This window comes from Alistipes sp. cv1, assembly GCF_900240235.1.
Lineage (GTDB): Bacteria > Bacteroidota > Bacteroidia > Bacteroidales > Rikenellaceae > Alistipes_A > Alistipes_A hominis.
In genome coordinates this window covers 82459-107576 of sequence record NZ_OEPW01000005.1, presented here as the reverse complement: position 1 = coordinate 107576, position 25118 = coordinate 82459, and the positions used below count along the sequence as shown (strand labels likewise).

The window sequence follows — 25118 nt, the reverse complement described above, 5'->3', positions numbered from 1 at the left end:
GTGAGCGGCGATTAAAAACGGTATGTTGTTGATCCGTATTGTTTTAAGTGTCGGGTTAAAAATATTCCGTCGAAGAGACTGAGTGTAAATCGCATAAAAGGCTTTTTTCTTGATAGAAAAAGCCTTTTATGCGATTTTTGTTGACAAAATATTGTTCAAGAAATATTTCGATGCTATATTTGATAGTATAAATACGATATTTTACCTTATTCAATAATCTTAAATTTTACAAAAATGAAAAAGAATTTACTCTTTGCCGTTATGGCTGCCGGCGTTGTCGCTTTTTCTGCGACCGTTTATTTTCAGGGCAATTCCGCTTCTTCGGATCTGCTGCTTGCCAATGTCGAAGCGTTGAGTGGAGATGAAGGGGTGGATGATTGTGATATTTTTACATACGTGCGTGATGCCGTGGAAGGGTTTGATGGTCCATACGAAGTAACGGAACATACGGGTATTGATGGTAAGGTTTGTATTACGGTCGGAGGTGTGGAAATTCCTGTATCCGGAACGGTTGGAGGCGGCAGTACTTACAATATTCTCGTAGGGAGTTGTAATGCGTTTAGAAATAATTGCTGTTTAAAAACGCATATTGGAAAGATCAAGAGAATCTAAACAGTAAAAGAGATTGTTATTGTGAAGTATGCCGTATTGGTTTTAATATTATTAGCAGTAGGATGTAGTCAACCGAACGATCGGGTTCTTTCCGGGGTGACGGTCTTCCGTACGAAAGATTGCCCGGTAAAAAATCCGTTTTTGAAAGACAGTCTTCCCGATAGGTGGAGATTTGTGAAATTAGAGACCTCGGACGATTGTCTGATCGGTCAAATCCAAAAGGTTGCCGTCCATAAAAACTTTATTGTCGTTCAGGATGACAAACGTACTTTGGTTTTCGATTCGACCGGCGCATTCAGAAATCGGATCGGGCAGATCGGCAGAGGTCCCCAAGAACAGTTGAGTATGGGGGCTTTCTATGTCGACGGTCAAGGCGAGTTTATAGGCGTATACGATATTTTGCGTAAAAAGATTTTCCGTTACGGCTTCGATGGAAAATTGCTCGAAAAGGTCGGTTATGCCGAGGAGATGGATTTTATCAAGGATATGTCTCTGGCCGACGATCAGAACCTGGTCGTACTATTCACGAATGCTCAGGATTATCCTAATGAATACGGGGTATTTAAGGCGGGTAATTACGCGTTTCGGGATTATGCGTTGCCTTATCGGGTGACAGGTGCGACGTCATGCGGAGTAGCGCAACCGTCGATGGCTAAAAACAACGGTATGTTCTTGATGACTTCCGTCCTGAACGATACATTATACACGTGGCACGACGGACGCGTAGACCCTTTGTATGTAATACAGACCGGTAAACAAGCGTTCCCTCAAAAGGCGATTGACGATGGCGGTCCCTATGATTATTATCCGGAAGTGGTCAGTAAGGCTCAAAAAAAAGGTTATTCCAGCGGAATCGAACGGGTCTGGTTGACCGAGAAGTTCGGTTGTGCGGAATATCACATCTATCGAGGAACAGGAACGTATTATTTGAATAACGAATTGAAAGAGATTACATTCCATGCCGTCAATTACCTGATTTGGGATCTGAAGACCCGCCGGGCCATTCATTACTCCCCGGCGGGGACGTGGGGGAGCAGTCTGTTTTATCCCGGGCGGAAAACTTTTTGCACGGCTACCGAGAATGCGTTGGTAAGTTGCATCCCCGCTTACGAGATTGCGGGGATCGACCGGGCGAAGATGGACGACGACCCGATTTATTCCGATCCCCGGATCCGCGAGATCGTTGATTCGACCGAAGAGAACGACAATCCGGTTATCGTTTATTATCCTTTGGACAGTATCTGATGAAAACGGTGAAAATCGCATGTTCTCTTTTGGGGCTTGCCGGGGTGTGTCTGGGCTGGCCGGGATGCGGGAACGGTGCGGCGTCCGCGTCTCCGGAGATCGAAACCGATACGTTGATCGACTTGGGGAAGTTCCCGATCAGCCGGGATACCGTGTTTAACGTGGTTTACAGAAACGCCGGTACGGAGCCTTTGCAGATCGACCGGATCGAAACGACCTGCGGCTGCCTGTCGGTAGTGAGTCTGCGTCCCCGTCCGCTGGCTCCCGGCGATACGGCTTCGGTGCGTTTGCGCGTACACCCGGTCGTTCCGGGGCACTTCGAGCAGGAGGCCGATTTGATTGCGGAGGGGTACGATCTGCCTGTCAGGATATCGGTAAAAGGATTCGGACAGAACAAATAAAAGCATCGTTTCTATATCGTATTTACGCTACGGCCGGTCGGTTCGGCGTCGGGAAGTGAAGCCGTGGAGATCTCGGATAAGGGGGAAATGACTTTTAATCTATTTGTGGAACGTTTGAAAACGCCTGCCGTGGAAAATGACGTGTAAAAGTTTTGCAGAATGACTTTTTTATGCTACATTTGCACTGCTTTTACGGCTACGGGGTGTAGCTCAGCCCGGTTAGAGTACACGTCTGGGGGGCGTGTTGTCGCTGGTTCGAATCCAGTCACCCCGACATTGAAAATCAGCCACTTAATGAAAAATAAGTGGCTGATTTATTTTTAGTGGAACACTTTTGGAACACATACAAAATATAAAACGGGATGATATTTATTGCATCCTTATCGCACAGGGGTAGGTAAAAGTATATACTGATATTTGTGATCATTCAAATAACATTCCAATACCGTAATAAAAACAGAATTCCCACATAGAAAAAACCCCACTGTTTCCAACGGCTCTGGACAAATTCAAAATGCTGTACGCTTTTCCACTTTTTATATTTCCATGCCCACCGGTTACCGAAGATACCGAAAATAACAGATAGTGTAAGCACACAAATAACCCTCACAAGGATAAACCATATTCGAATATCCGAATGCACCGTATCTTCTAATGACACCATAATTGCACCGAATAATATACACAGTATCATCCACGGCATTCCATTGAAAACAGCCCATAACCATGAAAAGCAAAACGCACCCCAGTTGAATTTTAACAATTTCAACGGGCGTTCCGACATTACCTCATTAGAATAACTATTCTCATTCCGATTATCCGGGGATATATTCACATTCGGATATGCTTTACCACAAGAGGGACAATATCGGGCACCCTGTTCATATGTTTCCTGCCCGCAATACGGACAGTATTTATAATCGACTCCCATAATTTTAACAATATTAAAAATCAAAGAAATCGTAATCGCAGTACCTCTTCAGGGGGAACGGATATAATAGCATCCTCTCCGTCAAAAATCACGTTAAACCCGATGTATATCTCATCCCCATTGATCCGAATAAGTGCGATCCCATCATATTCATTACTCGAACGATCTTTTTTTACGACACTGGTCTCTAAAACCTCTATTCCGGCAGCAGGAAACTCTTCATTGAGAATTTCTTGCAATGTTGGTTTTGCCATTTCGTTAACCTGATCTTTATCAGAACGGAAAACATCAATAGTATACCCCGCCTCCGTATCGCTGTTTATTACGTTTCCGATCGATCCTATCGCATACCCCAATAATAAAATACCCATGAAAGCAACAACCACCCACAGCACACCGTAAAGTACCGATTTAGAACGATTCGACCGACTTTTCCGATCTGAATGTGGTTCATACGGTCGATTCCGTCGAACGGTCGGCACATCAGTACGAATCGTATCCGTAGCTACCAAATGCCCGCAATGGGGGCACTTATGTACCCGCCACCCGAGCTCTTTGCCGCAATATGTACAGTATTTCATCTGTAAATACCGGTTAGTTTTTCATTTGTAAATACCAAAGTGGGATAATATTGCGATATACTCCTGCCGTATAAGTCTGCAAGTCCTATTATCAGGGCACCCACGCTCGAATCGTAGCTAAATCTCCATGTCTCGACCTGTACTCCCCATGAGGTCGAAACACTTTTTACATAAAAACCTTCCTCCGACCCTAAGATTTCCCTGACCATTTCTTTGGTCATACCAACAGTAAATTCCCTGTTATTAATCAGATTACCCCAATATGTTCCATATTTCGCAATACACCTCTGCGTACGCACCCTTTCGGCTCTTAATTTTGCTTGTTTTTTCTGTTCTTCAACTCTTAGTTCTTCTTGTCTTTTCTGTTCTGCAATTCTCTTTGCTTCAATCCTTTTTCGTTCCAGCATATCTAATTCATGCTGTTTTTGACGTGCGTTATCCCGAATCTCTGTCAAAGTGTTACTATTTGCATAAATTTGTTCCCACTCTTTTTTACTAAAAGTGAAAGGTTTCAGCCAATCTCCATTGACAACCGTTCCATCTGCAAATACAGTCGTTCCTTTACAAGGGACTCGAATTCGATCATCAAAATAGATATCCCCCCAAGTTCCTGTGTCATCATTTTTTTCGACGACACCAGTATAAACATCCCCTTTAGGATAAGTCAATTTTACATTCTCGGAGTTTTTAATCATATCATCGAACGCATAAAATCCATATTTGGCAATAATATCAGGACTGACTGTCAGTGACAAAATTTTATCTTTAAATTTTATTCTTAATTGATAATCGTCTGCGGATAATGACTTAAGTAAGATAAGCGGATATTTTTTAGCATATTTATACACAAGTGCTGTAATATCCACTATTTCAACATATAGCTTCCCTGTATTTCTCTTATCAGTACTTAAGTGTCTCTTTCCAATATCGTTACTGACCCTAAACACCCCTTTCGCCTCTCCATTTACAGTACCTTCTATACACGAATATCCATCCTTGATAAAATATGTGCCACTCATAATAGTATCGGAAGGTTCAATTCTCATAAAAGTCAATTTATGTCCCTCTACAAAATGTTTTTTGTACACATTCCCAATAATTTCATAATTGGATTTTTTATACCGAATGGTTTCAAATTTTGCTTTTGGGGGTAATGGAACCGTGTCCTTATGCACATTCTGTGCTGATAAAGCACTTACTGTCATGCTACTGCATAATAGTAAAAGGACTAAATATATTTTAGGCATCATCCTATTTCCTGTTAGTTGTTTTACTATAAATACCTGTTCGTTAAATAATTGCAGTATTTTTCATTTCCCACATAATACTCTTTGGATAGTTTTGTGATTGCTTCTTGATAGGTAGTGTGACTAAAGTTTATATTATCCTTTTGGGCAATCTCTGCAAATTGTTCGATCTCATTTCGGTGTTTCACGCCGTCCTCTCCGATTACATCATACCACAAATACAGGAGACGGAATCCACAAATTTTGCGTTTCAAATGCAAATTCTGTTTTTCACACCTCTTTTTCAGTCCCAATATGTGCTTAATTAATTGTGCCGCATCCAGATACTGAAATCTGTTGTTATCGGGCGATATCTCTTTTGCCAATTCGTACAAATTCGGTAATTCATTCCAGAAAGAAACATCCTCGACATATTTTTGCTTAAGCCCTTCATGCTTTCTGCCGTTATACGGCTCTGTAAACTTAGATTCGATAGCAATATCAGACAATCCGGTTTCGATAACAACATCGATATTCGGGGAATGAGGAAATCGGGACTTATCGTCACTGATCTCAAACTGCTCTTCAAACTTGATTTTGGGCTCGAAAGTACGTCCGGTAATAGGAAGTACTTTTGGAGTATCGGAACTGATATTCTCAATTACACAAGAGGATTCGGAGGATTTTTTGGACGATAACCCGCAAGCGTATAGAAGCGGGGTATTTTCTTTCCCCTGCCAATATTGAAACATATTGACTACGAGTGCGGAGGACGAATGCAATGCTTTCATTTTTGCCAATCGGGTTTTACTGTCCCTCGTTTCGTTTCCGTCTCCCGAATCGTAGTAAATTAGATTTTCATCGGATAGCGGCTCAAATAGATTATCCGTTAAATCGTAAAGATAATTTTTCTCTCCCCTGTCGGGAATCGTACCCCCTACTAATTCGAAACCCTGTCGTTTCGCCCAATTCTGTTGCTTCGACTTAATAAATTCCAATCCGGTCATCGTTATAAAAGTTGTTGCCATCCGACTCCCTAAATGACAAGATTAAAAAAGAAAAGTGTGGAGTCGTTCGTTTATCGTACCGGAGGCTCTGACAAAGCCCAGAAACAAATAAACAATACTCCACACTTGTTTAGTATATGTTTTTTACACATATAGCTATCCAAGTGACGAATGTTATTGCTTATCCCTGTTTCTTTGAAACTGTCAGATTTCCGGTACAGGATAAAAGCGAAACACTTTCACTATTACGTACCACCTCAGTGGTTCGGTAAAGATACTAAAGTTTGCTTCAAAATAACATTCGAATAACAGAATATCGCCTTCTTTGTTCTGGGCTGTACTATATAATACGAAAATGAAAATTAAAAAAGAGGAAATGTAAGGTCTGTTTTTACATTTCCTCCTCTAAAATTACCTACACAAAAGGATTCTATACTTTGATTATTAGCATATTAGAGATATTTTAATCTGATAAAAGTTTTTCTCCCAAAAATCATACTTTTATTCCATAGTGCCTGCATATATAAAAGAAGGTTCCAATTTTAGCTCCATCCTCTTTTTTATATTTTACACATCGTTGATATTGTATATCGCAATCACCCTCGTCGTATCGTTCATACATACGACTGATTACGTGAAACCAATATCTGCCTTCTTCTCCAAACTCGTAAGCCAATGCACACCCTATTTTGAACCAATTCGCATACTGATTAGTAATATCAATTCGCTTTTCCTTAATAATCGCCACAGCTTGTTCTACTCGTTCAAGAATTTTTGCTTTTTCGGCAGTTGTCCTGATTACATGTCCTGATTTTTTATCTGTTTCCATTGTGTACTGAAACGGAATAGGATTTGGATTGTAATAAGGGTTTGGATCATAGCTCACGACTCGCAAACTTACGGGACTTTTTACATTGTTATCCACTTGTAACCCAAACTTGTTTTTTAGGAATAGAGCAAGTGCTTCAAAATGTTGTTTGTGAAATTTTGGGTTTGATATTCTGAAAATTAAAAATATCCCCTTCCCGCTAAGGGACAATCCGGCATAATACAGACTCGGACAATGTTGCCCTATTATATGTTTAGATCTCTGCAAATCAATGTCTAAATTGTCTTTAAAATCGATATCGACACATAACAATCCGGTGTGACGAATAAGGCCGCTTTCTCGCCTTTGACAAAATGAACCACTTGGCGTAACGCATATAAGTCGTCCTTTAATCTTTTTTCTTAATTTGTCGTCAGTACATGTCCTATACTTTTCGACCTCTGCTTTAAATTTGCTCGTATGTAAAAACTTATGCAGTGACACTTCCCGAATAGGTTCAGTACTAAAAATATTTTCGAATAAAGATACCATTGGTTCCTCAAAGGGGTTAAAGATTCTGTCGCTCCCATTCTTATTTACATTAAAAATTTTTTTCTCTTTTTCTTCTTTTTTTGAATTATCATTAGGGATGTTTTTTATGCTACTCATAATGCTTGTTTTAAATTACTTACATTATTTTTTGATTCTAAAACTAACCTAAATTGAATCTAATTCAGATTCAATGTTGTCGTCGTCTGCAAGGGTATCGTTTTCTATCCGTATGCTTTCCCTTTTTGGTAAGGGTACTTTTTCTTCTGATTCCTCATCAAAAGTGCATACGCTCTTTTTATTGTTATTTTTGACCCTCCTATTGTAGTTTCGAATATTCGCATCGATATTAGGCATAGCTATTTTCAATACGATTAACACCTGTGGAGGTAAATTTCCCTCGACCTCTTGGTTAAGGGCATATTTGGCAATTGCTTCATACGCTAACAATCGATTTTTTTTACTTAACATGTTTATGGCTTCATAATATGAGCGATAAAAAACAAAACTACCCCTTACATTAATTTCCGAATTAATATTTTTTTGTGTTTTCATGCTTGTTTTTTCTTTTAAATTTTTTCATTTCTTGCATCGGAAAATTCTCCATAAATTCCAATACTGTTAAATTGCAACCATTGGTCAATTTCTACTTTTTTAAAAAATACTTTTCGACCACCATGAGCAGGCTTATGGAAAGGAATTTTCCGCTCGTGAATAAGTTTGTAGATAGTAGCTTTCTTGTAACCTGTTATTTCTGATACTTCTTCAATAGAGAGAATTTCAGATTGGACGTTTCTGGATAATAATGACGCTTCTTGGATTACGCTTTCAATGATGGTCTTTATCTGACCAACCGTTAAGTGTATTACCAGAGCCTCATTATGAATGACATGATTATCGTTCATAATAATTCTGAATGCGCTATAATAGAACACGAAATCTCTGTTCTAAAAAGCAAGTTAATACTAAAAAAAAGAATAGTCCTGATTTGACTATAAATCAGGGTATTGAAAGATAATCTTTGTGTGCCCGGCTAAGACAGACTGCTCCACACACTTTTTGTAATGCAAGAAACGCCACACATTTTAGTGTTCGCCTCGTCGGAGGGTTTTTGAAGAGGAATTATCAATTAATTATGTTAATTCTGCTCTTCGCCTGAGCCTCATTACAAAATTATAAATAATATTTTTCTAATACAATTTTTTATAACAAAGTCTATTTTTTTATCTTTATTGCTTGTTATTGAGCGAAATAGGAGCGTCGAAACATATCCTAAATCAAATATCATATAAAACTTTGGCGGCTTCATCTATCACACTCGTATCAAAACTATCTAAATAAGTATTAGTCGTTTTCATATCCGTATGGCCCAATATCTGGGAAATGTGTTCCCTTGCCACGTCGTTACGCTGTAACATCATAGCCATCGTATGCCGACTAACGTAGGTAGTTAATTTTATATCGGTTATTTTCAGTTCTTCGGATAATTCGGCCAAATAGTCATTGTATTTTTTATACCGATACCGAATGTGATTATATAATTTTTCTCCTGTATAGCCACTGATCGTAACAATCGGGATTATAAAATCGTCTATTGTTGGGTTAATCTCTTTGAGGCTGTTTAATAAATCCCCGATTTCTTCCGTCATTTTTATTTTTATCGGCTTCGCCCTTTTCTGATGCTGAATCTTATGACGTTTATACACGATATATTCCCCACCGTCAAAATGCACGATGTTTTTTCGCGTTAAATAGGCCATATCAATAAACGACATTCCGTAACAGTAATAAGATAGCAGAAACAATTTACGGGCATACTCCCGTTGAGGTTTGAGCGATACTGTATTTTTTATCTTATTCAAAGAAGCTACGGAAAGGTAGCGTTTCTCCGTTTCTTCATCCAATTTCGCTATTTGAAAACCACCTTTACCGAAAGGATAGGTTTTCTCTGTAGCTTCTTTTTCTTGGATGGCCTTATTCAAGATACTTCTAAGAGCTTTGAAATAATACTTTCTTGTATTCCCTTTACATCCTCTTTTTTGCAGAAATACATCAAACCCGTTTACGAATTTTATATCGATTTCAGAAAACACTCTTTTGTCAAATTTGTTGTCATAGTGCCCCAGCATATTTAAAGTGGCCGCATAACAATTCGCATTACCGATATGTCCCGTCTCACGCAGAATCTCGATATAATTCTCCATGTAAATTCTCACTTTACCTTGCTTCGACTTATGAAGAAACGCATCTGCGAACTGATTCAAAGTCCAATCGATATGCTCCCTATTAAAACGATCTATGATTTCCTGTGCCCGTACCCTATAATTGCTGAGTATGTAATTATATTGCTTGCGTTGTTCGTTTTCTTCCTTCTGTTTCTTGTCCCGTACATTTTTGAGGATTACGAAGCATTCGTTATCGGCATCCCAATATTGGTCATCTGCAAATATTTTCAACGTAAAATATTTGCGCTGCCTATCTTTACACACCCGTAAACGAATGGCACTCAATCCCTGAGCGTTGGTAACATCATTCCTTTTTATAAAACTTATCATGGCCTTAACTGCTGTATGTAACGAAGCTGTAAATCTTTACATACTCTTATAATACGATTGAGAAATTTAAGGTTAAGGGCCTTTATTGATGTGTCTGCGCTCAATATATTGATTGTCAAGCAATAACCATTTTGCAAAAAAAGAAATAATTTTAATCCGATAAATTTACAATGATATTTTAGTGGAACACATTTGGAACACAAGTAAGAAAAATAAAGCAAATACAATAACAATCTTGTCATTGATTATCAATAAAATACCTGCTTAATATAAAGAAGTCAAATTAAAGGAATAATCAGAAAATACCTCTGGGGGGCGTGTGGTCGAAGGTTCGAATCCTTTCACCCCGACAAGTTAAAAATCAACAGGTTAGATTAGGTTTCTAACCTGTTTTTTTATTCTTATTTTTTTATTACTGACGTTTTACTGACGCTATTGCGTAAAACAAATACAAATGAAAACGAACAAAAAATCATCGTAGATACTTAATACATAATGGAAGGTTTATTTCGCTCCGAGAGGAGATGACTGGACGGATGCGGAATTTTCACCTGTTTTATGATAAACTACACTTTTCATAGAGACTGTTCGTCGTTTGTAAATCGGTACTGCACAGCAAGCTACTAAAGCCGGAAGCATTGGAGAAAAATATGATTAAGGTCTGAACTGAATAGAAGAGCTCCAGAATTTGCTGTTCTCGAAGTGTTTTATTGCCTTATTATCAGTTGTTTGATAGTGTGAATCCAAAAGCAAAACACGGAAAATAGAACCGTTGCTTTTTCGTTACCTCGTCCTATTATAAAAAATGTAACAGCCCTATTTATTAGGCTGTTACATCAATTTTAAGGCGTTCCGGAAAGGCGGCGGAATCTTTTTTCGAACTCCTGGCCAGAGCCGGCGTCAGCCGTGTTTTACAGCGGATATTCGTCGAATGCGTAGAGTAGGGTCGACAGGTAGCGTTCGCCGGTGTCCGGCAGCAGGACGACGATGTTTTTCCCTTTGTTTTCGGGCCGCAGAGCGAGTTGCGTCGCCGCCGCCGCCGCCGCTCCGGCCGATATGCCGACGAGCAGTCCTTCTTCGGCGGCCAGCTCGCGGCTGGTGCGGATCGCATCGTCGTTGCTTACGGGGATTATTTCATCCACTACGCCAGCATCGTAAATTTTGGGGACGAATCCGGCCCCGATGCCCTGTATTTTGTGCGGGCCGGGCTTTCCGCCGGAGAGTACCGGTGAGTCCTGCGGTTCGACCGCCACGATCCGGACGGCCGGATTGTGCTTCTTCAACGCTTTCCCGACACCGCTGACGGTTCCGCCCGTTCCGACTCCGGCGACGAACAGGTCTACCTTTCCGTCCGTGTCGCGCCAGATCTCTTCGCCGGTCGTGGCGACGTGGACAGCCGGATTGGCCGGGTTTTCGAATTGTTGCAGGATGATCGCCCCCGGATGCTCCGCTTTCAGCGCTTCGGCTTTTGCGATGGCTCCTTTCATGCCTTCGGCCCCCGGCGTCAGGACGATCTCCGCGCCAAGGGCTTTCAGCAGGTTTCTGCGTTCGACGCTCATCGTGTCGGGCATCGTCAGGATCAACCGGTATTTGCGAACGGCGGAGACGAGCGCCAGGCCGACTCCGGTGTTGCCGCTGGTCGGCTCGATGATGACGCTGCCCGGTTTGAGCAGGCCTTTTTTCTCTGCGTCGTCGATCATGGCCAACGCTATGCGGTCTTTCACGCTGCCGGCCGGATTGAAATATTCGAGTTTTGCAATGATCCGGGCGGGAAGGTCGTGTTTGCTGCCGTATTGGTTCAGTTCGAGCAGCGGAGTGTTGCCGATCAGATCGGTCAGTCGTTTGGCAATTTTTTCCATCGTATTGTTTTTTATGTCGTTTATTCGTTGGGCGGCCGGGCCGCCGAAACATTACAGTCGCAAAACTGCTATTTTCATACCATAAATCGGTTCCGCCGGAAAAATCGGCCGGGGTTCGTATTTTTGACCGGTCAGAGATCCGCGATCGTTTCCGGGTCTCCGCCTTCGGGCGGCCGGGGCGGAATCGTAAACCAGAAAGTCGTCCCTTTTCCCTCCTCGGATTCGACGCCGATTTCGCCTCCCAGTTTGTCGATGATCGTTTTACAGATAGAAAGCCCCAATCCCGTTCCCTGAATGAAAGCGTCGAACTTGGCGAACCGTTCGAATACGTGAGGAAGATTTTCCGGGGCGATGCCCTTGCCCGTATCCGTGACGAAACAACGGATGAGACCGTCGGAGCATTCGTATCCCATCGTGATCGATCCTTCCGTCGTGAACTTACAGGCGTTGCTCAGGAAGTTCGACACGACCTGCGTGAGCCGGTTCCTTTCCGAATGGGTGACGAACGTTCGTTCGGGCAGGTTGCAGATCAATTGCACCGTTCCTTTGAGTCGGAAAAGGTAAATTTGCTCCAGGTTCCGGAACAGTTCGTTCATGTCGATGTCCGAGTAGACGAACTCGAGCTGTCCGGCTTCGATTTTCGACAGGTCGAGGATATCGTTGATCAATTGCAGCAACAGTTCGTTGTTCGTTTCGATAATTTTGCAGAATTCGGCGATCTCTTCGGGATTCCGCGTTTGGGCGATCAGGTTCGAAAAACCGACGATCGCGTTCAGCGGAGTGCGTATCTCGTGACTCATGTTGGCGAGGAACGCCGTTTTGAGACGGTTCGCTTCCTCGGCCCTGTCGCGCAGAACGATCAACTCGTGCGTCATGTTTTTCAGGTCGGTGATATCGCGCCGCAGCCCGGTTATCTTGGTGATCCGTCCGTTCGGGTCGCGTTCGAAAGCTACGCCGTGAATATCCGCCCAACGATATCCGCCTTCCTGTTGGATATTGATTCTGATTTGGTGGTGAATCGTTTCGTCTCCCCGCTCGATCATACCTTGCAGGGCTTCTTTGAAGCGGTTCGCATCTTCCGGATGGATCAGTTTCAGATAAGTTCCGATCGGCAGGCCGTCGCGCAGGAATGCATTTTGGTTCGGCGAAGAGATGATGCCGGTCTGAACGTCGTAATCCCACTGGACGATGCCGCTCGATTTGATCGCCAGATCCGATTTGAAGTTGTAGGCTTTCAACTTTTTTTCCGCTTCGAACGATTCGGTGATGTACTTCCGGGTTCCGACGATTTTCCGGGCCCGTCCGTTCGAATCGCGTTTGAAGGCTTTGGCGGCGATCTGAGACCACTCTTGCTTTCCGGAGGCCTGCTTGAACAGGAAAACGGCGTCGATCGCCTGCGTCGTGCCGTCGATCAGGTGCCCGATCGCTTCGAGGAAAGAGGCCCTGCGGTCGTCGGGCATCAGCACCTGCACGGCTTCCTGCAACGAATACCGGTGTCCGTACAGTACCGATTTATCGCTCGGAGAGGTAAATTCGTCGTTCTCGACGTCGTAAGACCACGGCGTAATGCCCGCGGCGTCGAATGCCAGCTCCAATTGGAGCCGGTACTCCTCTTTTTTCTGTTGCTGCTCGATTTCGTCGCTGATGTTCCGTTCGGTTCCGACGATCCGCACGACGCGTCCCGTACGGGGTGATTTCTGGGCGATGGCGTACGTTTCGTACCATCCGTACTGTCCGTTGCGCATGAAACGGAATACGCCCCGGCGCTTCGGCTCCCTGCCCGAAAGCAGGGCTTCCATGAATTGGTCGAGGTCGGCGCGGCTTTCCGGATGCGCCATGTGTTGAATGACGTCCGGATTGGGCGAACCGTCGGAAAGCGTGTTGCTGTACAGCGACATGAATTTCGCCTCCTCCACATCGTAAATCCATGCGGACAGCGATCCCGCATCAAGGGCGATCGAGAGTTCGTTGCGGATGTTGTCCAGTTCGGTCTCCTTTTTATGCAGGTCGGTCATATCCGCGATGGTCGTGATGATATACCGCGAACCGTCGTCGCGGATCAGCCTCGATTTGGTTGCGACGCCGAACCAGTAGGATTTCGTCTCTTTATCGTACATGACCCGGTCGAACACCAGCGGCGTTTCGCTTTCCAGCGCTTTTTCGTCCTCTTCGCGGTATTGCCGGGCTACCGGGCTGTCTAGTTCGTAATCGTTCTTACCCAGCTTGACCTCCTTCTCCTCTTTGTAGAAGTCGTTCGCTTTTTTGTTGTAGAACAGGTAGCGGAATTGGTCGTTGGCGTCCTTTACGAATACGCCGACCGGAAGGCTGTGGATGATCGACTGCAGGAAATCTTTCAGCATGACCGCTTTTTTCTCGGCCGCGACCCGTGTCGTCGTATCGTGGACGAAAAGCAGCACCTTGCGGTCTTCGAACGGTACGGAACGGGCCTCGATGTACAGCGTTTCGTTCCGGGTCGTGGTGACTTCGTAACTGAAATCGCGGGCCTGTTTCGTTTTTTCCGTCGAAGTTACATGGGAAATCAATGTGTCCGCCGCTTCGGAAAATGTCGGAAAGTTTTCTTGCAGACGGTATAGGTTGTTGCCTTTCAGTTCGTCGACCGTCTTGCCGAGCATGATGACCCGGTCGGGATTGAGGATATCGACGATGTTCATCTCCCGGTCGAAGATGACGACCATGTTGGGCATCGATCCCAGCAGGTGCTGCATCTTCTGCGAGTTTTTTTTGTATTGTTGCTCGCGTTTTCTGCGGTAGACCAGCGCGAAGATCGCGCTGGCGGTCAGTAGCAGCAATAGACAGCAGACGAGAGCGACTTCGACCGGATATCTCTCCAATAGCGTGGGGTCGGTGTTGTGCAGTACCGTGTCGGCGGGGAGCCGCGACGGATCGATCCCCATTTTGAGGAGCGTTTTGTAATTGACGTGATGCCGGGGCGACGACGGGGTGGGGCCGAATGCCGGGCTGTTTTCGATCCCTTCGGTCAGTACGCTGTAGGTCAGTCCGGCGATGTCTCGGCCGAGTTCTTTGCCGGAAACGAAGTAGCCCCCGATGTAGTTGGCTTCCGTCAGATCCTGCTCCTGCAGTTGGTACATGTTTTTTGTCGAATGTCGGGTCAGTTCGTTGTGAAGCATCGAATAGGCGTGCGGGTAACGGTTCCGGTCGGTGTACCATCCTCCGGTCAGCAACGCGTAGCTGCTGTCCATCGCGAAGATACTTTTCAGCAGTTCCTGGGTCGACAGCCGGCTGCCGACCAGGTAATCCAGTTCGAGCGGCGGGTGGGAGGCGACCAGTTGCGACAGGTACGGTTCGAAAAAATCGTGCGCGTAACGGTCGTCATAGCAAAATGCGATGCGGGTGACCTCGGGTTGCAACCGTTTGATAAAATCGATGTTCTCGTTGAAATAATCGGCGTAATAATAACCCGTCACCCGGAAACCGTCGAACGTCGAATCGATGGGGGAGATCTGCCGTATATCGGTTATTTTCTTTTTCTCCCGGGCTACGTAATCGATGTACCCTCTTTTTACCAATCCCAGGACGACCGGAACGTCGCGCCAGGTATCGGGGACGCATTCCCGATAGGTCGTCCATGCTTCCCCGCCGAGGATCACGACCGCTTCGGGCGTTTCGTCGTGCGCCCTGAACATCGAGTTCATCCATGATTTCCACTCCGCCAGTTCGGGCGAATTTTCACAATCCATGTATTCGACGAACAGGTTCCTGTCGGTTTCTTCCCGGAGCGCGCCGACCAGGGACGCGATAACGTGGTTGCCGTTTTCTTTCAGCGGGGAATAGGAGCTGATGACCAGGATACCGTCTTTCGAGCGAGCGGAGCCGTGTATGCAATCGCCTGTCAACAACGCAATACACAGCAGCAGATATATTCTTATACGCATTATCGTCCGAGTTAAAATAGCAATGAACGGTATCTTCCTGTCTGTCGGCGATATCAGTCGGATAGAAAGTATCGTTTAATATAGCAAAGTAATGATTTTTTTTGCATTTTAAAAAATGCGGAAAGGGGGCGTCCGTGTCTTTTTCGATAATTTTCCGCAAATAGGAACGGTTTGTTTATTACCGGAATAAAAAACCGGAACAGTAATCTATACTGTTCCGGTTTTCGAATATGCGAAGTCCGACGGAATTTTCGCCGGTTGCGGACGATTTTACAGTTCCTTAACGCGGATGTTGCGGAACCATACGTTGTTGCCGTGATCCTGCAGACCGATGTATCCTTCGTGGTTTTCACCGCCGCAGTTCAGCAGCAGTTCGTAGGCTTCCGGCCATTTGTCCTTGCTGAATTTGCTGTTGTCGAGCATCTCTTTCCATTTCGGGGTCCACAAGTGGTATTCCACGACCTGCGTGCCGTTCTGGAAGTGAGCCACGGTTCCGTCATATACGAGGATTTTGGCCGTATTCCATTCGCCGAACGGTTTCGAGTTCTGCGGTTTCGCAGGGATCATGTCGTACAGCGAAGCGGACTGGCGGTTGCCGTCGACGCCTAATTTGGCGTCGGGATGGTTCTCGTTGTCCAACACCTGGTATTCCGGAGCGGAGATGTAAATCGGTTGGTTCGGAATCTCCTGAGCCAGGTAGAAAACGCCGCTGTTTGCTCCCTTATCGACTTTCCAGTCGAATGCCAGTTCGAAGTTCTTGAACTTCTTGTTGGCGAAAATGATATCGCCTCCGTCCTTGGCGCCGGCTTCGCCCATGCCCGACTCGTTGATCTTGATGCAGCCGTCTTCGATGGTCCATGCCGAGGGCACGTCGGTACGGTTGTAGCCGCGCCATCCGTCGAACGTTTTGCCGTCGAAGATGGCAACGAAGCCTTCTTCTACGTCGGCAGTCTGGGCTGTGGCCGTGCTGTCGGCCGCGGCTTTCTTATTCGGATTCGATACGCAGGAAGCTGCCATTGCGGCAACGGCCATGCAACTGATAGCACACATTAATCGTTTCATTTTCTTGTCTTCGTGTATTAATTAATAATTCGTTGATTACTTGGGCATGGCCGGCAGTTCCCAGCCGTCGCGGTAATTGTGCTTGATCATCTGTTCTGCGAACTCTTTCGCGTTGAACGGATCGGTGTAGCGTTTGTTGAAGGTCGGGTGCCCGTTGTGGATCGTGAACCCGTCTTCGATCATGATCTGCATCGTTTCGTTCGCGCCGATGTTCTTGAACTTCATCTTTTCGCCGTCCCATTCCAGTTCGCGGTTCAGACCCTGCAGACGTACTGCCAGCACGCCCATTACGACCATTTCGTTGAACGGACCCGCTTCGCTGAAGTCGGACGAGGTCTGTACGCGCGATTGAGGATTCTCTTTGCAAGCGCGGATCCAGTCCTGTTCGTGGCTGGCGGTGATTTCGCGGTTCATCTTCGGAACTTCCGGTTTGCGGCCGGATACCAGCCACGGGTTCACGCCGTAGCAACCGCAGATCAGCGTATCTTTCGTTCCGTAGAAGATAGCGCCGCCGCCGCTGTCGTTCAGCGATTTGCCTGCCGGTACGCCTGCCGGACGCGGCGGGGTCAGACCGCCGTCGTACCAGGTTACTTCCACTTCGGGCATGTTGACTTTCTCTTTTTTCGCACGGGCCGGGAAAACGTATTTCACCATCTGGGCGTTCGGGGCGCAATCGGTCAGCAGGGCCGTCGAACTGCCCTGTACGCGGTCGGGATAACCCAACTGCAGACCTTTGAATACCGGGTGCAGGATGTGGCAGGCCATGTCGCCGAGGGCTCCGGTGCCGAAGTCCCACCAACCGCGCCAGTTCCACGGGGTATAGATTTTGTTGTACGGACGCATCTGAGCCGGTCCGATGAACAGATCCCAGTTCAGCGTTTCGGGAATTTGATCCACTTCGCTCGGGCGCATCAGCCCCTGCGGCCAGATCGGACGGTCGGTGAAGGTGTCCACGCGGGTCACTTCGCCGATCTCGCCGTTCCAGATCCAGTCGCAGACCTGGCGTACGCCGGCTCCCGACGCGCCCTGATTACCCATCTGCGTAGCTACTTTGTATTTCTTGGCCAGTTTGGTCAGCAGACGCGATTCGTAAACCGAATGGGTCAGCGGTTTCTGTACGTAAACGTGCTTGCCGAGGGTCATGGCTTCGGCGGCGACGATACAGTGGGTGTGGTCGGCGGTAGCCACCAGCACGGCGTCGATGCTCTTGCCCATGTCGTCGAGCATCTTACGGTAATCCCAGTACCGTTTGGCTTTCGAATAGCGGTCGAAAGTTCCTTTCGCATATTGCCAGTCCACGTCGCACAGGGCCACGATGTTCTCCGTTTCCATGTTCGACAGGTTGGCTGCGCCCATGCCGCCGATACCGACGGCCGCGATGTTCAGTTTGTCGCTCGGGGCGGTTTGTCCGGCCGCTTTACCGAAAACGGAACTCGGAACGATGGTCAGTCCGGCCAGGCCGACTGCGCTCGTGCGCAAAAAGTCTCTCCGGGATATTTTTTCTGCCATAAGATATAAAGGTTTTAGTTTGGTTGGTTATGTCGGTTATTTAACGAATTTAGCTGCGCTGAGGTATTCGGCGCTCTTTTCGGCGCACTCCATCGGCGGGATGTCGTTGGCTTCGATCTCCACGTAGTAAGCTTCGAGTCCCTGTTTGTAGGCGGCATTGAAGATCGCTTCGAAGTCGATGGTCTGGCTGGCTCCGATGACATTGTCGTCCTTGATGTGCAACAGCGGGAAACGCCCTGCGTATTTCTGGATGTAAGCCGACGGGTTGACGCCGCCCTTGCTGGCCCAGTAAACGTCCAGTTCGAACATCACTTTCTCGGGATCGGTATGTTCGAGCAGGTAGTTCTCGATCACGTATCCGTCCTGTTTGTTGAATTCGTGGGCGTGATTGTGGTAGCCGAATTTCAAGCCGGCGGCATTGGCGATGGCTCCCACCTTGTCGAAGTATTCGCAGGTTCTTTTCAGATCGGCTTCCGTCTTCCCGAAATCGATGCCCGGCAGTACGATGTACTTGCCGCCGACGGCAGCCTGCGCGTCGCAAGCCTGCTTCCACCAGTCTTCCCATCCGGCGTCGTATCCGCGGCCGAGGTGCGCTCCGGTGACCCGGATGCCGACGTCTTCGGCCATCTTGCGGAATTCGGCGGGCGTGCGGCCGTAGAATTTACCGTCTCCGTATGAAGCGGTTTCGGCGGTCGAATAACCCATGTCCGATATTTTTTTCAACGATCCGGCGGCGTCTTTGCCCATATCGCCCCCGATCGAATAGAGCTGGAGCCCGATCGTTTTTTTCTTCCCGGCGGCGCTTCCGCTTTGGGCGGCCGACAGGGTCGCTTCGGGAAACAGGGAACCGCCGACCATGGCTCCGGCGGTCAGCAACATTGATTTCTTGAGGAATTCTCTTCTGTCCATAATGGTTTCAAATATTTAGGTTTTGTTTTAAAGTTAGCAAGTTAAGTCGGGTCGTTGAAACTATCAGGCCTTTAACCTATATACATATAGTTGTGTAAAGGTATAAAAAAAAGTTTTTGATGCAAAAAATATTTCGGCATTAATTTAATAAATTTAAAAACGGACTTTTCTCCGGCCGGCGGAATTTCCGTTTCACATGCGGGATACGGTTCTGCGGGCCGGCGGGCCGGAACATTCGTTCCGGAAAGCGCAAACGTAAAAAACGCAGGCGTTTCGCGGCGGATGCCGGATGCCTGCGTCGTTTTTCGTACGGAGATCGTTAACGGATGTCTATCTCGACTACTTTACTGCCCGGAAGATCGGGAACGTACAGTTTTTTGCCGTCGGTCGACAGCCGGGCCGGCCCTTCGATTCCGACGCCCGGAGTCAACAGTTCGGTCTTTCCCGTTCCGAGATCGTAATAGCCGACTTCCGAATCGACCCAATTGGTGAAATACAGGCGGCTCCCGTCGCCGCTCAGCGCGAGGCCGTCGTACTGTCCCGGACGGTCGAACAACTTGGTGGCTACCGGAGTGGATATGTTGTCGATGCGGTAGATCACGTTATCCTGCGTGGTGACGCCGTCCGGCGGATACGATGCGATATACATCGTGTCGCCCCGGATGACGATCCCGTTCGCTCCGGGTACCGTCACGTAGGGTTTCAGTCCCGCGGTGTCGAGCTGCGACGGCCGGGCGACGTTCAGCGCGTAGATGCTGCCGGTGTTGGTCACCGTCACGTAAAGGGTGTTCCCGTGCAGGGCCATGTCGTTGACAAACAGTTCGCCTTCGGGGAACGGAACGATTTTCGGCTTCTCGTTCGGCGCGGCGAGGTTGTAGACCGCCATTTTGCCGACATCGGCGATGAACAGGTAATCGTCTTTTACGAGCAGTCCCTTGGGCGCCGACAGCGTGCCGTCGGCCGGAATCAGCACCCGCGAAACCGTGTCGGTGAATTCGAGGATATAGCCTTTACCCTCGGTGTTCAGCGGATTGAACTCGTCGGAGCCGAAGCTGCCGACCAGCAGTTTGCCGTCCAGCGGCAGCGTGGCTTCGCAGAATACGATCTTATCGGTGAGAACGGGCGTTGTCGGCGTTTTTTCTGCGGACGAGCAGGCGACAGCCGCTACGGCAACCGCCGCAAGGGAAATGCGCTTTTTCATAACTTTTATTTTTCGGTAAACGGTTCGTATTGCGAAAACAGATTTCGGAAGTCTTCGTGCTGTGCGGCCAGGTAGGTGTTGAATCCCAGCGAAGCGGCCGTTCGGATGTTGGCTTCGGAGTCGTCGATGAACAGGCTTTCGGCAGGTAGGATACCCGATTCGTCGATCATTTTCCGGTAAATCTCCGGATACGGTTTCACCAGCTTCATCCGGTAAGAGAGGAACAACCGGTCGAAATAGGCGTCGATGGTCAGCCCCTGTTGTTTGAAGCGGTGTTCCATCATGAAGCGCATCATGATCGGGTTCGTATTGCTGAGCATGAAGACCCGGTAGCCCTGCCGGCGCAGGTCGAGCAGCATGTCGAGCTTGTACTGCGGCAGGTCGAGCAGGAAACTGCACAGCGCGTCGTCGATCGCCTGCGGGTCGACCGGGCGTCCGATTTCCCGGATGATCGCGTCGTGGAAATCTTCGGGGCGGATTTCCCCGCGTTCGAGTTGCAGCAGCACGCCGGACTGTTTGTACGGATTGATGAATTCGGCGGCGTTCATACAGCCGATCTGTTCGAATTTGCGGACGGTCGCTTCGATGCTGTAATTGATCAGTACGCCGCCCAGGTCGAATATGATGGTTCTTATCTTTTTCATTTGGATTATTCGCTGTTACCGGACAAAGATAGGAAATTTCGAAATAATTCATATATTTGACTTTCGGTAAACCGTATAGACAAAGACGTCATGAGCCGCAACGTGTTCGTTCGTATTTTCCGTTTCTACCGGGATGGTTTTCGCGAGATGACCAGCCTGGGGCGGACATTGTGGGCGGTGATCCTCGTCAAGCTGTTTATCATGTTCGCGATCCTGCGGCTGTTCTTTTTCCCGGACGTGATGGGGAAATTCGACACCGACCGGGAGCGGAGCGAGTATATGATGGAACGATTGTTGAATACAAATCATTGATATTATGATTCTTACTGCAAATGAGTTGGCGGAGGTGGTGGATTGGTCGCGGGCCCAGTTTGCGATGACGGCCATCTACCATTGGCTGTTCGTGCCGCTGACCCTCGGGCTGGGTTTCATCTGCGCCATCATGGAGACCGTTTACTACCGTACCGGCGATCCGTTCTGGAAACGGACGGTCAAGTTTTGGATGCGCATTTTCGGGATCAATTTCGCGATCGGCGTGGCCACCGGACTGATCCTCGAATTCGAGTTCGGGACGAACTGGTCGAATTACTCCTATTTCGTCGGCGATATTTTCGGAGCGCCGCTGGCAATCGAAGGAATTATGGCCTTTTTTCTGGAAAGTACGTTCATCGCCGTGATGTTTTTCGGCTGGAATAAGGTGTCCAGAGGTTTTCACCTTACGGCGACCTGGCTGACGGCCATCGGCGCGAACCTGTCGGCGTTGTGGATTCTGGTGGCCAACGCGTGGATGCAGTATCCGGTCGGAACGGCCTTCAACCCCGAAACGGCCCGCCAGGAGATGACCTCGTTCTGGGATGTGCTGTTTTCTCCGGTGGCGATTAACAAGTTTTTTCATACGGTGACTTCGGGTTATGTGGTGGCCGCCGCGGTGGTTATCGGTATCAGCGCCTGGTTCCTGTTGAAAAAACGCGAGCGGAAGATGGCCCGCAAAAGCATGGCGATCGCTTCGTGGTTCGGCCTGTCCGCTTCTCTATTGTTGGCGATGACCGGCGACGGATCGGCCGTACAGGTGGCCCGGACGCAACCGATGAAACTGGCGGCGATGGAAGCGCTCTACGACGGTAAGAAAGAAGCCGGACTGGTCGCGTTCGGGATATTGCGTCCGGAAGTGAACGACCGGGAGCTGATCATGTCCAACGAAAGCGCTTTTTATTTCAAACTGGAGATCCCCAAGATGCTGTCGCTGCTGAGTTTTCGGGATGCGGATGCCTATGTCCCGGGCATTAATGACCTTGTATACGGCAATTTCGATCCGTTGATCACTCCGGTCGGCGTGAAGATGGAAGCCGGGCGGGAGGCTGTGCGGGCCATTGAAGATTATCGGGAGGTCATGGCCGGGGGAGATGCGGTCGCCAAAGCCCGTTACAAGGCCCGATTCGATCCTCAGACGGAAGAGGGGGCCAGGTTTTGTAGCTGGGAACTGAAATATCTCGGTTACGCATACCTGAAAAATCAGACGGACGTGATTCCGAATGTGCCGCTGGTGTTCTATTCGTTCCGCGTTATGTTCATGCTGGGCGTCTATTTCATTCTGTTTTTCGCCGGGGTGCTTTTCTTCGTGTACCGGAAGAAACTGTACGACAGACGGTGGTGGTTCCGCGTGATGATGTGGTCGGTTCCGCTGGCCTATTTGGCTTCGGTTTCCGGATGGATCGTCGCGGAGGTCGGTCGACAACCGTGGACGATCCAGGATTTGCTGCCTGTTTCCGCGTCGGTGTCGGATATCGCTCCGGGGCCGGTCAAGGCGACCTTCTTTATCTTCCTCGCACTGTTTACGGTGCTGTTGATCGCCGAACTGATGATCATGTTCAGGCAGATCAAAATCGGGCCTAAACCGGCGGAAACGGCGGCCGAAAACGAATTGACGGAATAAAAAAGAGCGATTTTATGGATACGGTATATATTTTTCTGCAACACTACTGGTGGTTTATCATTTCGTTGCTCGGCGCGCTGCTGGTGTTTCTGCTGTTCGTGCAGGGCGGCCAAGGGATGCTCTACCTGATCGGGCGTACCGATACGGAACGCAACCTGATCGTCAACACGCTGGGACGTAAATGGGAGTTGACTTTCACGACGCTGGTCACGTTCGGCGGCGCGTTCTTCGCATCGTTCCCGCTGTTTTACAGCACGAGTTTCGGCGGCGCGTTCTACGTGTGGATGTTGATCCTGTTGGTTTTCGTAATCCAGGCGGTAGCCTATGAATTCCGGCGCAAACCGTCCAATTTCCTTGGCGAGAAAACTTACAACTGGTTCCTGCTGATTAACGGCGTGCTCGGAGCCTTCCTACTCGGAACGGCCGTGGCGACGCTGTTCACCGGCGCTCCGTTCACGGTCGACCGCGCCAACTTCGGCAATCTGGAAGGTTTCAATACGATTTCGCGTTGGTCCACTTCCTGGTACGGGTTGGATGCGCTGGCCGATCCGCGCAACATCCTGCTCGGCTTGGCGGTGCTGTTCTTGTCGCGGGTGCTCGGCCTGCTCTATTTTATGAACAGCATCGACGACGAAACGATTTTTGCGCGATCGCGGCGTTACTTGAAGTGGAATGCGGGGCTTTTCCTGTTGTTCTTCCTGCCGTTTCTGCTGTTGCTGCTGCTGTCGGAAGGCGCAGCGGTTGATCCCGTCTCCGGCGTGATTTCCGTCGAGCCGTACAAATACCTGCACAACCTGCTGGCCATGCCGCTGGTGCTCGTCGCACTGCTGGCCGGCGTGGTCGGGGTGCTATGGGGTATCGGAGTCGGTATTTTCAGAGGGTGTCGCTGCGGGATTTGGCCTGCCGGAGCGGGAACCGTACTGACGGTGCTCGCGCTGCTGCTGACCGCCGGATACAACCATACGGCCTATTATCCGTCGCTCACCGACCTGCAGAGTTCGTTGACGATCTACAACAGTTCTTCGAGCCGGTTCACGCTTTACGTGATGGCGATCGTGTCGATACTCGTCCCGTTCGTGGCGGGGTACATCTGGTACGTATGGCGCGCGATGGGCCGTAAACGCATCTCCGAACAGGAACTGCAAGAGGAGGGCGACCATCTGTATTGATTTGCGGGCCGTTCGGCCCGGATCGCTGATACCCGAAAGAGGCCGCATTCGGATCGGATGCGGCCCCTTTCGGATTTCCGGTCGGAAATCTCGTTTTGTCAGTATATCAGCGAATCGGGCAGCACGGGCGTGCCGCCTGCCTGAGTACAGACGAAGGCGGCGGTTTCGGTCGCCCGACGGTGCGCTTCGTGTAGCGGCCGGCCCTGCAGGATGCCTGCGACGAAGGCGGCGGTGAACGAGTCGCCTGCGCCGACCGTGTCGGCGACTTCGACCTTTGCAGTTTCCATGACGGAAAAGTCGTCCGAGGCCGTCACCCGGCTGCCCCGGCTGCCGAGCGTGTAGACGATGTACCGCAGGTCGTAGCGTTGTCGGAGTTGTTCCAGTTGGCTGTCGGCATCCCCGTGCAGCGACAGCATCCCCGCCACGACGGGCAGTTCGTCCTCGTTCAGTTTCAGGATGTCGGCCTGTTCGAGCGAGGCGCGGACGGTCTCTTCGCTGTAAAAATCCTGCCGCAGGTTGATGTCGAACACTTTGAGACACTGCTTATTCACATGCGACAGCAGTTTTCGGATCGTCGCGGCGGACGTTTCGCCGCGTTGCCCGAGCGTACCGAAACATACGGCGTCCAACTGCGGAGCCAGTCGTTCGAGGCCTTCGTTCCATGCGATGAAATCCCAGGCTACCGGCTTGTGGATCGTGTACGACGGAACGCCCCGCGCGTCGAGCCGCACGTCGACGGTGCCGGTCGGATAGTCGTTTTGCTGTACGTATGCGGTGCCGAGCTGAGCTTCCTGGAGCTTTTCGAGAATTTGGAGGCCATACGGATCGTTGCCGACCGCGCTGACGACTGCCGACCGGCAGCCGAACTGCGCCGCATGGAATGCGAAGTTGAGCGTCGCTCCGCCCAGTTGCTTGCCCGAAGGCAGCAGGTCCCACAGGAGTTCCCCGACGCCTGCTATGGTGAATGTCTGTTTCATACCTGCAAATTTAGCAATCCGCGAGG

Annotated in this window: 21 protein-coding genes and 1 tRNA gene; 7 read left to right on the top strand and 15 right to left on the bottom strand. The window is 48.5% G+C overall.

The features are described 5' to 3' along the window. Positions 1-234: 234 nt before the first annotated feature. The 4 genes from C1A08_RS13120 (at position 235) to C1A08_RS09070 (ending at position 2532) form a co-directional block, all read left to right on the top strand. On the top strand, positions 235-612 hold the full coding sequence (locus C1A08_RS13120; RefSeq protein ID WP_145996553.1) for a hypothetical protein: 378 nt from the start codon (positions 235-237) through the stop codon (positions 610-612). Positions 613-633: 21 nt separating this feature from the next. Then, positions 634-1857 (top strand): 6-bladed beta-propeller, encoded by a 1224-nt coding sequence (locus C1A08_RS09080; protein ID WP_180951557.1) that lies wholly within the window; start codon positions 634-636, stop codon positions 1855-1857. Next, entirely contained in the window at positions 1857-2258 is a 402-nt protein-coding gene (locus tag C1A08_RS09075) for a DUF1573 domain-containing protein (protein ID WP_101572854.1), read from the top strand. Before C1A08_RS09080 ends, C1A08_RS09075 begins: the two co-directional genes overlap by 1 nt. 199 nt (positions 2259-2457) lie before the next feature. Continuing rightward, positions 2458-2532 (top strand) — tRNA-Pro (locus tag C1A08_RS09070). Between the two features lie 677 nt (positions 2533-3209). On the opposite strand, the gene C1A08_RS09060 is transcribed toward C1A08_RS09070, so the two are convergent. From C1A08_RS09060 to C1A08_RS08995, 14 genes are all read right to left on the bottom strand, one after another. Beyond that, complete coding sequence (locus tag C1A08_RS09060; protein WP_101572850.1) at positions 3210-3584, bottom strand: hypothetical protein; 375 nt, start codon at positions 3582-3584, stop codon at positions 3210-3212. A gap of 182 nt (positions 3585-3766) precedes the next feature. Next, positions 3767-4975 (bottom strand): hypothetical protein, encoded by a 1209-nt coding sequence (locus tag C1A08_RS09055; protein ID WP_101572848.1) that lies wholly within the window; start codon positions 4973-4975, stop codon positions 3767-3769. A gap of 68 nt (positions 4976-5043) precedes the next feature. Beyond that, a complete protein-coding gene (locus C1A08_RS09050; protein ID WP_101572845.1) occupies positions 5044-6003 on the bottom strand; it encodes a PGN_0703 family putative restriction endonuclease in 960 nt (319 codons plus the stop codon). A 493-nt stretch (positions 6004-6496) separates the two neighbouring features. After that, positions 6497-7480, bottom strand: coding sequence for a PriCT-2 domain-containing protein (locus C1A08_RS09045; RefSeq protein ID WP_101572841.1), 984 nt, complete (start codon positions 7478-7480; stop codon positions 6497-6499). A gap of 48 nt (positions 7481-7528) precedes the next feature. Further along, positions 7529-7915, bottom strand: coding sequence for a DUF6291 domain-containing protein (locus tag C1A08_RS09040; protein WP_101572839.1), 387 nt, complete (start codon positions 7913-7915; stop codon positions 7529-7531). 14 nt (positions 7916-7929) lie between these two features. Continuing rightward, positions 7930-8265, bottom strand: coding sequence for a helix-turn-helix transcriptional regulator (locus tag C1A08_RS09035; protein ID WP_101572836.1), 336 nt, complete (start codon positions 8263-8265; stop codon positions 7930-7932). 372 nt (positions 8266-8637) lie between these two features. After that, positions 8638-9915 carry a site-specific integrase gene (locus C1A08_RS09030; protein WP_101572833.1) on the bottom strand — a complete coding sequence of 426 codons (1278 nt, stop codon included), beginning with the start codon at positions 9913-9915 and terminating at the stop codon, positions 8638-8640. Positions 9916-10826: 911 nt separating this feature from the next. After that, positions 10827-11774 (bottom strand): cysteine synthase A, encoded by a 948-nt coding sequence (gene cysK / locus C1A08_RS09025; RefSeq protein WP_101572831.1) that lies wholly within the window; start codon positions 11772-11774, stop codon positions 10827-10829. Between the two features lie 131 nt (positions 11775-11905). After that, the gene (locus tag C1A08_RS09020; protein WP_101572829.1) at positions 11906-15688 is read right to left on the bottom strand and encodes an ATP-binding protein; all 3783 of its coding nucleotides are present in this window, start codon (positions 15686-15688) and stop codon (positions 11906-11908) included. A 270-nt stretch (positions 15689-15958) separates the two neighbouring features. Then, a complete protein-coding gene (locus C1A08_RS09015; protein WP_101572827.1) occupies positions 15959-16750 on the bottom strand; it encodes a 3-keto-disaccharide hydrolase in 792 nt (263 codons plus the stop codon). A gap of 36 nt (positions 16751-16786) precedes the next feature. After that, positions 16787-18259, bottom strand: coding sequence for a Gfo/Idh/MocA family protein (locus C1A08_RS09010; RefSeq protein WP_101572825.1), 1473 nt, complete (start codon positions 18257-18259; stop codon positions 16787-16789). A gap of 36 nt (positions 18260-18295) precedes the next feature. Continuing rightward, complete coding sequence (locus tag C1A08_RS09005; RefSeq protein ID WP_228385788.1) at positions 18296-19168, bottom strand: sugar phosphate isomerase/epimerase family protein; 873 nt, start codon at positions 19166-19168, stop codon at positions 18296-18298. Positions 19169-19487: 319 nt separating this feature from the next. Next, complete coding sequence (locus C1A08_RS09000; RefSeq protein ID WP_180951556.1) at positions 19488-20369, bottom strand: hypothetical protein; 882 nt, start codon at positions 20367-20369, stop codon at positions 19488-19490. A gap of 5 nt (positions 20370-20374) precedes the next feature. Next, positions 20375-21013 (bottom strand): HAD family hydrolase, encoded by a 639-nt coding sequence (locus C1A08_RS08995; RefSeq protein ID WP_101572821.1) that lies wholly within the window; start codon positions 21011-21013, stop codon positions 20375-20377. Positions 21014-21103: 90 nt separating this feature from the next. Between C1A08_RS08995 and C1A08_RS08990 the strand changes: the two genes are divergently transcribed. The 3 genes from C1A08_RS08990 to C1A08_RS08980 are packed head-to-tail and all read left to right on the top strand — an operon-like array spanning position 21104 to position 24115. Beyond that, a complete protein-coding gene (locus C1A08_RS08990) occupies positions 21104-21325 on the top strand; it encodes a DUF4492 domain-containing protein (protein WP_055204903.1) in 222 nt (73 codons plus the stop codon). Between the two features lie 4 nt (positions 21326-21329). Next, the gene (locus C1A08_RS08985) at positions 21330-22946 is read left to right on the top strand and encodes a cytochrome ubiquinol oxidase subunit I (protein WP_101572819.1); all 1617 of its coding nucleotides are present in this window, start codon (positions 21330-21332) and stop codon (positions 22944-22946) included. A gap of 14 nt (positions 22947-22960) precedes the next feature. Continuing rightward, complete coding sequence (locus tag C1A08_RS08980) at positions 22961-24115, top strand: cytochrome d ubiquinol oxidase subunit II (RefSeq protein ID WP_055204908.1); 1155 nt, start codon at positions 22961-22963, stop codon at positions 24113-24115. A gap of 98 nt (positions 24116-24213) precedes the next feature. Here the strand turns inward: C1A08_RS08980 and C1A08_RS08975 are convergent, their stop codons facing one another. Next, complete coding sequence (locus tag C1A08_RS08975; RefSeq protein WP_101572817.1) at positions 24214-25092, bottom strand: carbohydrate kinase family protein; 879 nt, start codon at positions 25090-25092, stop codon at positions 24214-24216. Between the last annotated feature and the right edge of the window lie 26 nt (positions 25093-25118).

Excerpts from the sequence above, each read along its gene's own strand:
- C1A08_RS08985 (WP_101572819.1), top strand. The coding sequence starts at position 21,330 with ATGATTCTTACTGCAAATGAGTTGGCGGAGGTGGTGGATTGGTCGCGG.
- C1A08_RS09030 (WP_101572833.1), bottom strand. The coding sequence starts at position 9,915 with ATGATAAGTTTTATAAAAAGGAATGATGTTACCAACGCTCAGGGATTG.
- C1A08_RS09000 (WP_180951556.1), bottom strand. The coding sequence starts at position 20,369 with ATGAAAAAGCGCATTTCCCTTGCGGCGGTTGCCGTAGCGGCTGTCGCC.
- C1A08_RS09045 (WP_101572841.1), bottom strand. The coding sequence starts at position 7,480 with ATGAGTAGCATAAAAAACATCCCTAATGATAATTCAAAAAAAGAAGAA.
- C1A08_RS09010 (WP_101572825.1), bottom strand. The coding sequence starts at position 18,259 with ATGGCAGAAAAAATATCCCGGAGAGACTTTTTGCGCACGAGCGCAGTC.
- C1A08_RS08990 (WP_055204903.1), top strand. The coding sequence starts at position 21,104 with ATGAGCCGCAACGTGTTCGTTCGTATTTTCCGTTTCTACCGGGATGGT.
- C1A08_RS09005 (WP_228385788.1), bottom strand. The coding sequence starts at position 19,168 with ATGGACAGAAGAGAATTCCTCAAGAAATCAATGTTGCTGACCGCCGGA.
- C1A08_RS13120 (WP_145996553.1), top strand. The coding sequence starts at position 235 with ATGAAAAAGAATTTACTCTTTGCCGTTATGGCTGCCGGCGTTGTCGCT.
- cysK (WP_101572831.1), bottom strand. The coding sequence starts at position 11,774 with ATGGAAAAAATTGCCAAACGACTGACCGATCTGATCGGCAACACTCCG.
- C1A08_RS09020 (WP_101572829.1), bottom strand. The coding sequence starts at position 15,688 with ATGCGTATAAGAATATATCTGCTGCTGTGTATTGCGTTGTTGACAGGC.
- C1A08_RS08975 (WP_101572817.1), bottom strand. The coding sequence starts at position 25,092 with ATGAAACAGACATTCACCATAGCAGGCGTCGGGGAACTCCTGTGGGAC.
- C1A08_RS09055 (WP_101572848.1), bottom strand. The coding sequence starts at position 4,975 with ATGACAGTAAGTGCTTTATCAGCACAGAATGTGCATAAGGACACGGTT.
- C1A08_RS09040 (WP_101572839.1), bottom strand. The coding sequence starts at position 7,915 with ATGAAAACACAAAAAAATATTAATTCGGAAATTAATGTAAGGGGTAGT.
- C1A08_RS09035 (WP_101572836.1), bottom strand. The coding sequence starts at position 8,265 with ATGAACGATAATCATGTCATTCATAATGAGGCTCTGGTAATACACTTA.
- C1A08_RS08995 (WP_101572821.1), bottom strand. The coding sequence starts at position 21,013 with ATGAAAAAGATAAGAACCATCATATTCGACCTGGGCGGCGTACTGATC.
- C1A08_RS09015 (WP_101572827.1), bottom strand. The coding sequence starts at position 16,750 with ATGAAACGATTAATGTGTGCTATCAGTTGCATGGCCGTTGCCGCAATG.
- C1A08_RS09075 (WP_101572854.1), top strand. The coding sequence starts at position 1,857 with ATGAAAACGGTGAAAATCGCATGTTCTCTTTTGGGGCTTGCCGGGGTG.
- C1A08_RS08980 (WP_055204908.1), top strand. The coding sequence starts at position 22,961 with ATGGATACGGTATATATTTTTCTGCAACACTACTGGTGGTTTATCATT.
- C1A08_RS09050 (WP_101572845.1), bottom strand. The coding sequence starts at position 6,003 with ATGACCGGATTGGAATTTATTAAGTCGAAGCAACAGAATTGGGCGAAA.